Here is a 14,339-nt window from a genome sequence, read left to right as displayed (position 1 = left end):
GCGTGGCAGGGAAGTGCTGATGGCAGTTGATACGCAAGCCAAGCCGAATGTGCAGGGGAACGAACAGGTCGGATACGATTTGAGCCTCTTCTTTCGGTTGAGGATGATGTTTTCCGCGTTCTGGAATTCGCCGGTCCGCATCAAGCTCATTATTCTTGTCGTCGCGCTTTTCGCAATCATCCTGGTCACGGCCTATGTCCAGGTGCTGCTCAACAATTGGAACGCGCCTTTTTACGATTCGCTGGCTAGACGCGACATTTCCGCCTTCTTCCACCAGCTCGGCGTCTTCGGCATCATCGCCGGTTCGCTTCTGATCCTCAATGTCATCCAGGCCTGGCTCAACCAGATGACCGCGCTCTACATGCGCGAGGGCCTGGCGCGTGATCTCGTCAATCAATGGCTACAGGCCAAGCGCGCGCTTCGTCTTGCCTCTTCCGGACTGATCGGCGTCAATCCCGACCAGCGCCTGCATGAGGACGCCCGCAACCTCGCGGAAAGCACGACCGGGCTTGCCATCGGCCTTGTGCAGGCGACGATCCTGCTGCTCAGCTTCATCGGCGTGCTCTGGGAGCTTTCCAGCGGCATGGTCTTCAAGGTCAACGGCATGAATTTCGCCATCCCCGGCTATATGGTCTGGGCGGCGATCCTCTATGCAGGATCGGCATCGTTCCTCAGCCAATTCGTCGGCCGCCGCCTCGTGCGGCTGAATGCGGATCGCTATTCGAAAGAGGCCGAGCTGCGTTTTGCACTCATGCATGCCAACGAGCATATGCCGGCGATCACGATTGCCGGCGGCGAAGAGAACGAGCGCCGGCGGATCAATCTTGATATATCGGCCGTGCTTGCCGTCATCCGGCAGCTTGCCATTGCCAATACCAATCTCACCTGGGTTTCGGCCGGCTATGGCTGGCTGGTGCTGATCATTCCGATTCTCGTTGCCGCGCCCGCCTATTTCTCCGGCGGCTTGACTTTCGGTCAGCTGATGGTGGCGGTCGGTGCCTTCAATCAGGTCAATTCGGCGTTGCGCTGGTATGTCGCCAATTTCGGCCCGATTGCCGAATGGCGTGCGACGCTGATGCGCGTGACCGATTTCCGCAAGGCGCTGACGGAAATGGACGATAAAATGCCGATGCCGCACACCCTTGTCTTCGAGAAGGCTGCACCGGGGACAATGGTTTGGACCGATCTGGAAATTTCGACAAAGACCAGCGGTGAGGCAACGGAAAACGGCTTCCGGATCGTGGAGGGGACGGTCACGATCAATGCCGGCGAGCATGTAATGATCAATGGCGATCACGGCGTGAACCGCAGGCTGCTGTTCGAGGTGCTGGCACATCAGTGGTACAGCGGCTCCGGTACGGTGAGCCTGCCGCCGATGGAGGACATGCTGTTCGTGCCGCATACGCCCTATGTGCCAACCGGCACGCTCAGGGAAGCGATCTGTTTCCCCGATGATCCGGACGCCTACGACGATGCTGCCGTCGAGGCCGTTATCGACAAGGTGGGCCTCGGCCGCCTGAAGAGCCGCCTCGATACGCAGGCCCGCTGGGATCGGTTGCTCGATACCGAAGAGCAGAAGGCCGTGGGCTTTGCGCATCTGCTGCTTGCGAAGCCGAAATGGATCGTCTTCGACGATGCCATGGAAGGGCTTGAGGCTGAAGTTCAGGCAAAGGCCTTTGCTCTGCTCACCGAACTGGAGGGTGCGACCTTGATCTACATCGGACGCTCCGATGCCTTCATGCACTCCATGTCGCCGCGCGTTCTGCACCTGCAGGCCCTGGCTCCGCATGAGCATAGCACCGAGATGCAAACGCCTCCTGAAACCGCCAGTGCGATGCAGGCGGACGAGAAAAAGGCCAGTGCGCCGTAAGGCGGTGGGGATACGTCTTTGTGTAGCCCTCTGCTTCTACCGCCCAAAATGCAAAAAACGCCCCGTCACGAGGACGAGGCGTTCTTCATGCAAGCAGGTGGCCGAGGCTCAGTCCTTGGCGCGCTCGACGTAGGAATTGTCTTCCGTCGCTATGACGACGCGGGTGCCGGCGTTGATGTGCGGCGGCACCATGGTGCGCACGCCGTTCGACAGGATGGCCGGCTTGTAGGAGGACGATGCCGTCTGGCCCTTTACGACCGGTTCGGTCTCGGTGATCTCGAGCGTGACGTGACGCGGCAGTTCGAGCGCCAGCGGAACGCCTTCGTGGATCGACAGGATGCAGGTCATGCCTTCCTGGAGATAGGCCTTCTGGTCGCCCATGGTTTCGGCATCGACGACGACCTGGTCGTAGGTGGCCGGGTTCATGAAGTGGAAGCCTTCGCCATCTTCATAGAGGTACTGGAAGTTCACGTCTTCGACGAAGGCGCGCTCGACCTGCTCGGTTGTGCGCCAGCGCTCGGAAACCTTCACGCCGTCGACGATGCGGCGCATGTCGACCTGGGTGACCGGCGTACCCTTGCCCGGATGAAAGTTCTGTGCGGTGAGAACGACGTAGAGCTTGCCGTCGACGTCGAGAACGTTGCCCTTGCGGACCGAAGAGGCGATGACCTTGACCATAAGACTTCCTTGTAACGCTGCGTTTTGCGTCGTAGAGGGACTGTCGAAATGCTCTCCGAGACGCAGCAATTGTTTGCTTGGGGGCGCAACTACCCTAAATCAATGGAAATTGCCACCCCCTTGCGTGGCTCGTGCCACGAAGAAAGCTAGGAATGAAGCCGAAGACGAGCAAAGCGTCCCCCTGGTGGACCCGCAATGTCCATGCGGACCGGCGGCCGTTCCTCATCGGCCGCAATGCCATTCAGGCTGCGTTGCGCGTTTTCTTTGCGCGCAACGACTTCATCGAGGTGGATACGGCGACCCTGCAGGTGTCGCCCGGCAACGAGGCGCATCTGCACGCCTTCGAAACGGAGGCGCTGACGACAGATGGAAAGGCGCTGCCGCTTTATCTGCATACCTCGCCGGAATTCGCCTGCAAAAAGCTGCTTGCTGCAGGCGAGGAGCGCATCGCCTGCTTCTCCCACGTCTACCGCAATCGCGAGCGAGGGCCGCTGCACCATCCGGAATTCACCATGCTCGAATGGTATCGAGCCGGTGAAAGCTATGAGGTCCTGATGGCTGATTGCACCGCAATCCTGGGGCTTGCGGCCGAGACCGTCGGGGCGAAGAAATTCAGCTATCGCGGCGCCGAAACCGATCCGTTTCTGCCACCCGAGCGCATCAGTGTGGCCGCTGCTTTCGAGCACTATGCCGGCATCGATCTCTTTGCCTCCATCGGCCTCGACGGATCGACAGATCGCGAGCGTCTGGCGGCGGATATGCGCCAAGCTGGTATCCGCTTTGCCGAAGACGACCTATGGCAGGATCTTTTCAGTCGGGTGCTGGTCGAGAAGATCGAGCCCAATCTCGGCTTCGGCCGCGTGACGATCCTTGACGAATATCCCGTTTCCGAGGCGGCACTTGCGCGGCCATCGGCCAGGGATCATCGCGTTGCCGAGCGTTTCGAGCTCTATGCCTGCGGCGTCGAGCTTGCCAATGCTTTCGGAGAGCTCACCAATGCCGAGGAGCAGCGCCGCCGCTTCGAGATCGAGATGGCGGAAAAGCAGCGCGTCTATGGCGAGACCTATCCGCTGGACGAGGAGTTTCTGGAGGCGCTTGCCGTCATGCCTGACGCAAGCGGTATTGCGCTGGGTTTCGACCGGCTCGTGATGCTGGCAACCGGCGCCTCGCGGATCGAACAGGTGCTGTGGGCACCGGTCGCGGAGTATAACGCATGAATGTGATACGCCCGATCCGCACCATCGGCGAGCTTGAGCGCGCCGGGCTGATCGATGCCGATCAGGTGGTTGCGCTCGAAGCGGTCGCGGAGCGCTATGCCGTTGCCCTGACGCCCGCCGTCGCCCGGCTGATCGATCCCTCGAACCCTGCCGATCCCATTGCCCGGCAGTTCGTACCGGATGCCGCCGAACTTACCGTCACTCCGGAGGAGCGCGCCGATCCGATCGGCGATCACGCACATAGCCCTGTCGAGGGCATCGTGCATCGCTATCCCGACCGCGTGCTGCTGAAGGCCGTGCATGTCTGCCCGGTCTATTGCCGTTTCTGCTTCCGCCGCGAGATGGTTGGGCCGCAGGGGCTCGGGACGCTGGATGGCGAGGCGCTGGACGGCACCTTTGCCTATATCCGCGATCATCAGGAAATCTGGGAGGTCATCCTGACCGGCGGCGATCCGCTGATTCTCTCACCAAGGCGGCTGGAGGAGATTCTCGGGCAGCTTGCTGATATCGACCATGTGAAGATCGTCCGCTTCCATACCCGCATCCCGGTCGTCGATCCCCTGAAGGTCGATGCGGCGCTGATTTCAGCGCTGAAGACGAGCGGCAAGACCATCTATGTGGCGCTGCATGCCAACCATCCGCGGGAGATGACGGAGGAGGCGCGTGCTGCCTGCGCCCGGCTGGTCGATGCGGGGATCGTGCTTATCAGCCAGTCGGTTCTTCTGAAGGGTGTCAATGACGATCCGGAGGTGCTGGCGGCGCTGATGAAGGCTTTCGTCGAAACGCGGGTGAAGCCCTATTATCTGCATCATCCGGACCTTGCGCCCGGAACCAGCCACTTCCGTCTGACGATCGCAGAAGGACAAGCAATCGTCGCAGCTCTGCGCGGCCGTATTTCCGGCCTTTGTCAGCCGACCTATATTCTCGATATTCCCGGCGGCCATGGCAAGGCCGATATCGGTCAAAGCTCGGTTCGCGAGCTAGGCGAGGGCTGCTATTCGATTTCGGATTATAGGGGCGGTGACCACATCTATCCGCCGGAAGGTTAGCACTCGCTGCAAGGGTATACCCTTGCTGGCGCTCCGATCAGGATTGTATTTTTAGCGCAAACGTTGTGGCGAATTTTGGCACGTTAACCGACTTGAGGCCTGCGGCTTTCCAAAAAGCGCGACGCCTTTATATCAGGAATACATAATATTAATGCGCGGGCCGGGATTTGGATGGCTAACGTTTGGTAAATTTCAATCGGAAAAGTCCAAAATATAGCAATCTCCCACCAAGTATAAGTTGTTTTTATTTACCACGTCGCTTAGCGGAATGTTCTATTTTGCCTGTTACTTCTCGGCGAAGAATAAGACTGCGTAACTGCGGTTATGTTAGCCAATGCCAGAAGGGACTAGACTATGAACAAGACGATTCGCGATTTGCTGGCCAAGTTCGGCGCGCTTCCTGTTGCTATCGATCAGATCGAAGATGACGCTGATCTTTATGCGACGGGGCTGTCTTCCTTCGCTTCCGTACAGCTGATGCTCGGCATCGAGGAAGCCTTCGACATCGAGTTTCCCGACAACCTGCTGAACCGCAAGTCCTTCGCCAGCATCGCCGCGATCGAAAGGACCGTCGGCATGATCCTGGACGGCAGAAAGGTCGCCTGATGACTGCGGTGGTCGCTCTACTCGAGGTTGGGACGGGCGAGGGAGCGGCGGTGCGTGCCGCCCGCGTCGCAGCGATCGCCAGCCAACACGCCGATGCCGTCGATGCCGAAGGCCGCTTTCCACGCGAAGCTGTCGACGCCATGCGCGCCGAAAAGCTGCTTTCCATCCAGATCCCTGCCGATCTCGGCGGCGAAGGCGCGTCGATCACCGAGATTGCCGAGCTGTGCTCGATCCTCGGTCAGGCCTGCGCGGCAAGCGCCATGGTCTTCGCCATGCACCAGATCAAGCTTTCGAGTCTGGTCGAGCACGGCGCCGATAGCGACTGGCACCGCGACTTGATGCGCCGCATTGCCAGGGAGCAGCTTCTTCTCGCTTCGGCAACGACCGAGGGCGGGATCGGCGGCAACCTGCGCAACAGCATCTGCGCCATCAAGGTCGAAGGCGATACTTGCTATCTCGAAAAAGATGCGACCGTTATCTCCTACGGCGCCCATGCCGACGCCATTCTGATCACCTCGCGCAGCCATGCCGAGGCCGCCTCTTCCGATCAGGTGCTGACTTGCTTCCTGAAGGACCAGTACGAGATCAAACGCACCGTCGAGTGGAACACGCTCGGCATGCGCGGTACCTGCTCCGACGGCTTCCTGTTCAAGGGCGTGGCGCCGGCCAAGCAGATCCTGCCGAAGCCATTTGCCGAGATCGCCGCCCAGTCGATGCTCGCAAGCTCGCACCTGCTCTGGAGTGGCGTGTGGTATGGCATTGCCGCCGACGCCGTTTCGCGCGCACAGGCTTTCGTGCGTGCCGCTGCCCGCAAGTCTCCCGGCGCACCGCCGCCCGGCGCGCTACGTCTCGCCGAAGCCTCCAGCATGCTGCAGATGGTGAAATCCAATGTGGTTGCCGGGCTGAAGGCCTATGAAGAGGCGAAGCTCGATGCAGACCGCCTGTCGTCGATGGCTTTCGCCGTGGCAATGAACAACGTCAAGATCGCTTCTTCGGAGATGATCCTGCCGATCATCAACCATGCAATGTTGATCTGCGGCATCATGGGCTACAAGAATGGTACGCCCTACAGCCTCGGCCGTCATCTGCGCGACGCGCACTCGGCACAATTGATGATCTCGAATGACCGCATTCTCGGCAACACGTCGACCATGCTGCTCGTCCACAAACAAGATACCAGCCTGTTGGGGTAACCGTCATGGATATGCAAACATCGTTTCTCGACCGCCTTTTCGATTCCGGCCTTCTGATCGACACCGGCGTTGATGGTCTTTACGGCCGCAGCGGCCAGTTCGAAGATGTCATTTCAGCCTTCGAGCGGCTGATCGACACATTTGGCGGCGCCGATGGGGCCGAGGCCATCCGCTTTCCGCCCGGCATGAACCGCGCCTTCTTTGAAACCAGCGGCTACATGAAGAGCTTCCCGCAGCTGGCCGGCACGGTGCACAGCTTCTGCGGCAACGAGCTCGACCATATGAGCCTGCTGAAATGCATGGAAGTCGGCGACGACTGGACTAGAGATCAGCAGGCGACCGATATCGTGCTGACGCCGGCCGCCTGCTATCCGCTCTATCCGACGGTTGCCAAGCGCGGCGCCATTCCGGAAGACGGCGCGCTCTACGATCTGCAGTCCTATTGCTTCCGTCATGAGCCCTCCAAGGATCCGGCCCGCCAGCAGCTGTTCCGCATGCGCGAATATGTCTGCATGGGCAGCGAAAAGCATGTAACGGATTTCCGCCAGAGGTGGATGGACCGCGGTGTCGAGATGATGAAGGCCGTTGGCCTCGACGTGACCATCGACGTCGCCAACGATCCGTTCTTCGGCCGTGCCGGCAAGATGCTTGCCAATAACCAGCGCGACCAGAACCTGAAGTTCGAGCTGCTGATCCCGATCACGTCTGCCGCCAAGCCGACAGCCTGCATGAGCTTCAACTACCACCAGGATGCCTTCGGCACGAAATGGGGCCTGAACTTCGCCGATGGCAGCGTCGTGCACACGGCCTGCGTCGGCTTCGGCCTGGAGCGCATCGCGCTGGCGCTGTTCCACACCCATGGTCTCGACGTCAAGGAATGGCCCGAGAGCGTGCGCAAGGCGCTGTGGGGCTGATCGCACCCATGGCTTCCGTGTTTCAGGGACTGGATCCCGCCGCCTACAAGCCACATGCGCTGCACGACAGCGAGCGCATGTGGCCTGAGACGAATTGCTACATCGATCTCTGGATCGAGGTGCTTTCGAGCCTGAATCTGCCGCCGGAAGCCATGCTCGGCTTCACGCTGACGCAGGATTTCGAGGGCGACCAGTTCACCTTCTTCAAGGTGCCGCTCGAAGATTTGGAAGCGCTCTATGGCGTGCGCTGCACCGAGCTTGCGATCTACGACAAGGTGCAGAACCATGTCGCTGAACAGATCGGCCGTGGCCGGCTCTGCCTGGTGGAGATGGACTCCTTTTTCATGCCCGATACGCAAGGGGTCGGCTATCGCCGCGAGCACGGCAAGACGACGGTGGCGATCAACCGGCTCGACATGCAGGGCCGCACGGTCGACTATTTCCACAATGGTGGGTTCTTCCAGCTGTCGGGCGAAGATTTCGATGGGCTCTTCCAGCTGCATCTGACGGATGAGGATCTGCCATTCCTGCCCTATACTGAATTTGCGAAATTTCCGGAGAAGACACCGGGCGACGCCGCGATCCGTGAGACGGCGCGGCAGCTGCTGTCCTTCCATTTCCGCCGGCGGCCAAAAGCCAATCCGATCCGTGCCTTCGCCGAGGTCTTCCCGGCCCAGGTGGAAGCGGTTGCCGAGCGGCCTTTCGGCTTCTTTCATAAATACGCGTTCAACACGCTGCGTCAGCTCGGGGCCAATTTCGAGCTTGCCGGCAGCCATTTCGATTGGTTCGCGGCCGATCTGGGAAATGCGGCCGGCGAAGCGCGGAAAATTTCCGAGACCGCAAAATCGGTACAGTTCCAGCTTGCCCGCGCCATCACACGCAAGAAATTCGAGCCGCTGCGCACGGCGCTTGATCCCGCCGCCGATGCGTGGGATTCCATGATGGGCGAACTCGAACGGAAGCTTTGACGGGCTTCCGTTTGATCCGCGATAGGCTGGGTTATTTCTGAGAATATTGGGGCGGGGGTAATCCTCGAAGATGTCATGGGCGGGCGCTTGGCGGATCTCGGCGGCGGAATGCGGCTGAGCGAAGGTTGGAATCTGGTATTGACGGAGGCAGGCACCTGCCTCTCGCCCTCCGATGTGCCGCTGACGTCTGGCTTTATCCCGGCACCTGTGCCGGGTACGGTGGCGCAAGCACTGGAAAAGGCGGGGCGTTTCGATAGGACGAAGCCGCAGCCGCTTCACGATCGCGATGCCTGGTACATCTGCCGGTTGGTGGATGCCGAGGCCGGTGAGGCGGTCTTGCGGCTGGAGGGGCTCGCAACGCTTTGCGAAGTTTTCCTCAACGGCCAGCAAATCCTTGTTTCCGAAAGCATGTTCGAGGCCCATGACATCGACGTCACCCTGCTTGGCGGCGATGAACTGGCGCTCTGCTTCCGCGCGCTGGAGCCGAAGCTTTTGGAACCTGGGCCGCGTGCCCGTTGGCGGCCGCAGATGATCACGCCACAGGGCTTGCGGATGGTGCGCACGACGCTGCTCGGCCATATGCCCGGCTGGTGCCCAGAGGTTCAGGCCGTCGGTCCATGGCGGCCGATTATGCTGCTGCGGCCAAGTGCGCCCGCGATCCGCGATCTCTCCTTGCGACCGGACCTGCTCGAGAATGGCGAGGGCAGGCTCTATGCGTCGCTTTCGATCGAGGGTGATGTTGAAGAGCTGGTATTGAAGTGTGCCGAGGCGGAGCAGGCCTTCGAGAAGGATAGCGCCGGGCGCTATACCGCAATCCTGAAAATTCCCGATGTGGCGCCCTGGTGGCCGCATACGCATGGCGCACCACAGCTTCATGATGTCACGCTCGTCGTCGATGGCGTCGAACATGCGCTCGGGCAGACGGGCTTTCGCCGGCTGTCGGCCGATCGTGGTGCCGATGGCCAGGATTTCGCTCTTGTCGTGAATGGTGAGCGGATCTTCTGCCGTGGCGCGGTCTGGACCACGGCCGATATCGTGCGCCTGCCCGGCGGCCGCGATGACTATGAACTCTGGCTGCGGCTGGCGGCTGAAGCCGGCATTAACATGATCCGCATCGGTGGCACCATGGCCTATGAGACGCCGGAGTTCTATCGCCTGTGCGACGAACTCGGGCTGCTCGTCTGGCAGGATTTCATGTTCGCCAATTTCGACTATCCGAAGAACGACAAGGCCTTCAATGCCCATGTCGAGACGGAGGTTTCGCAGCTTCTGAGCCGGACACGCCTGTCGCCCTCGCTGGCCGTCCTTTGCGGCGGCAGCGAGATTCATCAGCAGGCAGCGATGATGGGGCTGCCTGAACAGTTCTGGAAAAGCCCTGTTGTGGAGGAGATCATCCCGCCGCTGGTGCAATCGCTGCGGCCGGATGTGCCCTACGTCGTCAATTCGCCCTCTGGCGGGCCGATGCCGTTTTCGCCGAATGCCGGCGTCACGCATTATTACGGGGTCGGAGCCTACATGCGGCCGCTCGCCGATGCCCGCCGCGCCGATGTCCGCTTCGCCGCCGAGAGCCTCGCCTTCGCGCATGTGCCGCAAGCGCGTATACTGGGCCAGCATCTGCCGGTTCCGGCAGTCCATAGCCCGCTATGGAAAGAGCGCGTGCCGCGCGATCGCGGCGCATCCTGGGATTTCGAGGATGTGCGAGATCATTATCTGCAAGAGCTTTACGGTTTCGAGCCAAATAAGTTGCGGCGGGAAGATCCCGATCTCTACCTCAACCTTTCGCGGGCGGTGACGGGCGAGGTGGCTGAGGAGACCTATGCCGAGTGGCGCCGTCACGGCTCCGGCTGCAACGGCGCGCTCGTCTGGACGCTGCAGGATCTGCTTCCCGGCGCCGGCTGGGGCGTGATCGATTCGACCGGGGAGCCGAAGCCGGTCTGGTATGGGCTGCGCCGCGCTTTCCGGCCGGTGCAGGTATTATTGATAGACGAGGGCACGAACGGTCTCGACGTACATGTCATCAACGAGAGCGATGCGGCGTTCGACTTAACCGTCGAGGTTTCCTGCCTGCGCGACGGTCGTCAGATCGTCGTTGGCGGCGGCCGCGATCTGGTGCTTGAAGCGCGTGGCAAGCAAAAGATAGCCTGCACTGATCTTTTCGGCGCCTTCTTCGATACAACTTATGCCTTCCGTTTCGGCCCGCCGTCGCATGATGTCACTGTGGCGCGGCTGACGGCGCCGGCGACCGGCGCTGTCATCGCGGAGGCTTTCTATTTTCCACTTGGCCGCACCACGGCGTTCCACGATGCCGAAATCACGGCATCGGCAGTGCAGGAGGGCGAGGACTGGTTCCTCGATCTCAGCTCCGATCGCCTGGCGCAATCGGTGCAGATCGATTTGGAAGCTTATCGGGCGGAGGATGACTGGTTCCATCTTGCGCCTGGCAGCCGGCGGATTCGCCTGTACCGGCGAGAGAGCGTTCCGGCGGATGTCATTCCAGCCGGGCAAATCCGCTCCATCGGCAGCCGGCGGATCGTCGAGGTGTAGGTGATGGCGGGCACGAGGAGTTATCTCGCCCGCCAGGGGCGAGATGGGTTCCGCGCCAGCCCCAACTACAACGTCATCCCATCCGGCCCGAACAGGTGGCAGCGCTCGGGATCGATGTGAATGTTGACCGTCTCGCCGGCGCGGATGGCTTGCTGGTCTTCCAGCGCGACCGTCAGCGTCTGGCCGCCATGCAGTGTGACGTAAAGGATCGTCTGGCCGCCGAGATGTTCGACGAGATCGACGCGGGCATTGCCGAGCGCCAAGCCGCGATCGCCGACGTTCAGATGCTCCGGGCGGGCGCCAAGGGTGACGGGTTGTCCCGGCTGGAGGCTGCCCAGCCGGCGCGGCAGGCGCACCGTCTGGCCGGCAAGATCGATGACCGCGGAGCCGTCGTCGGAGGCGACGATCTTCGCGTCAAGGAAGTTCATCTTCGGCGAGCCGATGAAGCCGGCGACGAACTTGTTCTTCGGCCTGTTATAGAGGTCGAGCGGCGCGCCAACCTGCTCGATCTTGCCGCCGTTCAGTACGACGATCTTGTCGGCCATGGTCATGGCTTCGGTCTGGTCGTGGGTGACATAGATCATGGTGTTGCCGAGGCGCTGGTGCAGGCGGGCGATCTCGACGCGCATCTGCACGCGCAGTTCGGCATCGAGGTTCGAAAGCGGCTCGTCGAAGAGGAAGATGTTGGGTTCGCGCACGATGGCACGGCCTATGGCAACGCGCTGGCGCTGGCCGCCGGAGAGCTGCTTCGGCTTGCGTTGCAGCAGCTGCTTGATCTGCAGGATCTCTGCCGCCTTTTCGACGCGCGGCTGGATGTCCTGCTTTTTCATGCCCGCCGTTTCCAGGCCGAAAGCGAGGTTCTTGTAGACGGTCATATGCGGATAGAGCGCATAGGACTGGAAGACCATGGCGATGCCGCGCTTGGAGGCGGGGACATCGTTCATGCGGCTGCCGTCGAGATAGAGCCCGCCGCCGGAAATCGGCTCGAGGCCAGCGATCATGCGCAGGAGCGTGGACTTGCCGCAGCCGGAGGGGCCGACGAAGACGGTGAATTCCCCCGGCTCGATTTCCAAATCGATCCCGTGAACCACCTGAAGCTCGCCATAGCGCTTGATAACCTTCTGCAGCGATACGCTTGTCGCCATAGGTGCTCCCTCCCTGTTGGTTCTGATGGCTCGCGGGGCAACGTTCATGACGGCCTCCAGCTCTTGTATTTCTTGGCTTCCGGCCCGACCGGGAAGCGGACTTCGGTGCGCGTTTCCGACGATTCATAGAATGCGGTGACCAGTTCCAGTGCCTGGCGGGCATCGGCCGTCGTCACCGGCAGCGGTCCGCCCGATACCAGCGCTTCGTGGAACAGCTTCATCTGCGTGTTGAAACGGTTAGGGATCGGCGACCAATCGGCGAGCAGCGCATCGATCTTCGCGCCGATCTCGTCATTGGCGGGGACGATCTTCCAGGGGTCCTGACCGGGGCTGTAGGGCTCGTGGTTGCTTTCGATCAGGACGTTTTCGAAGGCGAGGCGCAGGCGGCTGATCTGCTCCTGTGAGCCGAGCGTTGCGCTGATGGTGGCGAGCGCGCCGTTTTCCATCAGCAGGCTGGCGCTGGCGCAATCTTCCACCTCGATATCGTTGACGCGGGTGGCAACACGGCCGAAGAGGCCCGCGATCGGCCCCATCAGATAGGTCAACATGTCGTGGAGGTGGATGGAATGCGTCATCAGCACGCCGCCAAGTTCGGTATCCCATTTGCCGCGCCAGGGAACCGCATAGTAATCGGCACCGCGCACCCAATGCGTCTCCGACGTCGCGACATAGGGTTTGCCGGCGATGCCTGAAGCAATGATGCGCTTGGCTTTCTGGATACCGTCGCCATAGCGATACTGGAAGATCGGCATCAGCCGGCCCTTGGCAGTCTTTTCGGCCGCGATGACGGCATCGACATCGGCGAGCGATCCCACAAGCGGCTTTTCGCACACCACATGCTTGCCGGCTGCAAGCGCCTGCGTGATCAGCTGGAAGTGCGAGCCGGGCGGCGTGCAGATGTCGACGATGTCGATATCGGGCATGTTGAGGACTTCGGAGAAATCCTTCAGGCGTCTCGCGATGCCGAATTCATCGCCGACCGCGTTCAGGCGTTCCTCGTTAAGATCGCAGAGGACCGCGACCTCGAAACGGTCGTGATGCGGCAGATAGCCTTCGACGATATGAGAGCGGCCAATGCCGAGACCGATGATCGCGACTTTCTTGATGTCGGACATGTCGCAATTACCTCTGAATGCTGTTGAGCGATGTTGCCTCGGCGAGCGCCTGCGCCTTCAGCGCCAGCTCCATGGCCTTGAAGCAATGTTCCTGGCCCATGGCTGTTTCGGTGCGGTCTCTGATGTCGGCTACAAGCTGGCGGCCATAGGGCAGCTCCACACTGCTGCAGTCGATATGCTGCATGCCCTTGCGGTCGGTGAGGAAGAGATGGTCGGTGCCGGGCCGGCCGGCGACGTCGATATATTTGCGCAGCTCGATCGTGCCTTCGGTGCCAACGATGAAGAGGCGGCCGTCTCCCCAGGTGGAAAGCCCGTCCGGGGTGAACCAGTCGACGCGGACATAGCCCGTGACGTCGGGCGTCCTCACATGGAAATCGCCATAATCCTGCAGGCCCGGCGTTTCCGGATTGGCGCGGTTGGACACCGTTGCCGACAGCACTTCGGCTTCTAGGGAGTCTGCAAAGAACAGGAACTGCTCGCACTGATGCGAGGCTATGTCGGTGATGATTCCGCCATAGCGCTTGCGGTCGAAGAACCAGTCCGGCCGGGTGGGTTTGCGGAGCCGATGGGGGCCAAGGCCCGTCGTGTGGATGACCTTGCCGATGGCACCTGCCTTGACCAATTCGCCGGCCTTGACCGTCGATGCCGTCTCGAAATGCTCGGAATAGAGGATGGAGACGATGCGCTTGGTCTCGGCTTGCACTTTTCGCACTTCAGCGAGCTGATCCAGCGTCACCATGCCGGGCTTGTCGAGCATCACGTCCTTGCCGTGGCGCATGGCCTCGATAGCAAGGCCGGCACGCTCACTGGAAATCGCGGCGCTGACGATCAGCGCGATGGAGCTATCCTCGAGGATTTCCCTTTTATCGGTAACGCGCCGTGCTTGCGGAAAACGCTCGGCGAAGACGGTGGCGAGGTCATCTTCCATGGCATGGAAGGCGACGAGTTCGGCGCCGGCCCGCAGCATGACGTTGACCTGCCCGTAGATGTGATCGTGATTGAGGCCGATGGCGGCGAAGCGCAGCGCGCTCATGCGACAT

General features: G+C 61.1%; 12 protein-coding genes. 8 read left to right on the top strand and 4 right to left on the bottom strand.

Annotation, left to right across the window (positions count from 1 at the left end; genetic code table 11):
- The first annotated feature begins 19 nt into the window (after positions 1-19).
- Positions 20-1,870 (top strand): ABC transporter ATP-binding protein/permease, encoded by a 1,851-nt coding sequence (locus tag ACYJRZ_RS22575; protein ID WP_459462730.1) that lies wholly within the window; start codon positions 20-22, stop codon positions 1,868-1,870.
- A 108-nt stretch (positions 1,871-1,978) separates the two neighbouring features.
- On the opposite strand, the gene efp is transcribed toward ACYJRZ_RS22575, so the two are convergent.
- Complete coding sequence (gene efp, locus ACYJRZ_RS22570) at positions 1,979-2,548, bottom strand: elongation factor P (RefSeq protein ID WP_459462728.1); 570 nt, start codon at positions 2,546-2,548, stop codon at positions 1,979-1,981.
- Positions 2,549-2,700: 152 nt separating this feature from the next.
- On the opposite strand from efp, the gene epmA reads away from it, so the two are divergent.
- The 7 genes from epmA (at position 2,701) to ACYJRZ_RS22535 (ending at position 11,039) form a co-directional block, all read left to right on the top strand.
- Positions 2,701-3,765 carry an EF-P lysine aminoacylase EpmA gene (gene epmA / locus ACYJRZ_RS22565; protein WP_459462726.1) on the top strand — a complete coding sequence of 355 codons (1,065 nt, stop codon included), beginning with the start codon at positions 2,701-2,703 and terminating at the stop codon, positions 3,763-3,765.
- On the top strand, positions 3,762-4,814 hold the full coding sequence (locus ACYJRZ_RS22560; RefSeq protein ID WP_459462724.1) for a lysine-2,3-aminomutase-like protein: 1,053 nt from the start codon (positions 3,762-3,764) through the stop codon (positions 4,812-4,814). The genes epmA and ACYJRZ_RS22560 overlap by 4 nt, the downstream gene beginning before the upstream one ends.
- A 354-nt stretch (positions 4,815-5,168) precedes the next feature.
- Positions 5,169-5,420 carry an acyl carrier protein gene (locus ACYJRZ_RS22555; protein WP_069611561.1) on the top strand — a complete coding sequence of 84 codons (252 nt, stop codon included), beginning with the start codon at positions 5,169-5,171 and terminating at the stop codon, positions 5,418-5,420.
- Positions 5,420-6,613: an acyl-CoA dehydrogenase family protein gene (locus tag ACYJRZ_RS22550; RefSeq protein WP_459462722.1), complete on the top strand. Its 1,194-nt coding sequence runs from the start codon at positions 5,420-5,422 to the stop codon at positions 6,611-6,613. Before ACYJRZ_RS22555 ends, ACYJRZ_RS22550 begins: the two co-directional genes overlap by 1 nt.
- A gap of 5 nt (positions 6,614-6,618) precedes the next feature.
- On the top strand, positions 6,619-7,527 hold the full coding sequence (locus ACYJRZ_RS22545; RefSeq protein WP_459462720.1) for an amino acid--[acyl-carrier-protein] ligase: 909 nt from the start codon (positions 6,619-6,621) through the stop codon (positions 7,525-7,527).
- Positions 7,528-7,535: 8 nt separating this feature from the next.
- Positions 7,536-8,495 carry a DUF1839 family protein gene (locus ACYJRZ_RS22540; RefSeq protein ID WP_459462718.1) on the top strand — a complete coding sequence of 320 codons (960 nt, stop codon included), beginning with the start codon at positions 7,536-7,538 and terminating at the stop codon, positions 8,493-8,495.
- A 75-nt stretch (positions 8,496-8,570) separates the two neighbouring features.
- Positions 8,571-11,039, top strand: a complete 2,469-nt coding sequence (locus ACYJRZ_RS22535) for a glycoside hydrolase family 2 protein (RefSeq protein ID WP_459462716.1) — start codon at positions 8,571-8,573, stop codon at positions 11,037-11,039.
- Positions 11,040-11,104: 65 nt separating this feature from the next.
- Here the strand turns inward: ACYJRZ_RS22535 and ACYJRZ_RS22530 are convergent, their stop codons facing one another.
- Genes ACYJRZ_RS22530 through ACYJRZ_RS22520 form a run of 3 tightly spaced genes read right to left on the bottom strand, consistent with a single transcriptional unit; the run spans position 11,105 to position 14,332 of the window.
- The gene (locus ACYJRZ_RS22530) at positions 11,105-12,184 is read right to left on the bottom strand and encodes an ABC transporter ATP-binding protein (RefSeq protein ID WP_459462987.1); all 1,080 of its coding nucleotides are present in this window, start codon (positions 12,182-12,184) and stop codon (positions 11,105-11,107) included.
- 44 nt (positions 12,185-12,228) lie between these two features.
- Positions 12,229-13,299, bottom strand: coding sequence for a Gfo/Idh/MocA family protein (locus ACYJRZ_RS22525; protein WP_459462715.1), 1,071 nt, complete (start codon positions 13,297-13,299; stop codon positions 12,229-12,231).
- A 7-nt stretch (positions 13,300-13,306) separates the two neighbouring features.
- On the bottom strand, positions 13,307-14,332 hold the full coding sequence (locus ACYJRZ_RS22520; protein ID WP_459462713.1) for a Gfo/Idh/MocA family protein: 1,026 nt from the start codon (positions 14,330-14,332) through the stop codon (positions 13,307-13,309).
- Between the last annotated feature and the right edge of the window lie 7 nt (positions 14,333-14,339).

It is taken from the genome of Rhizobium sp. No.120, from assembly GCF_054558365.1.
This window is presented reverse-complemented; position numbering and strand designations above follow the sequence as displayed.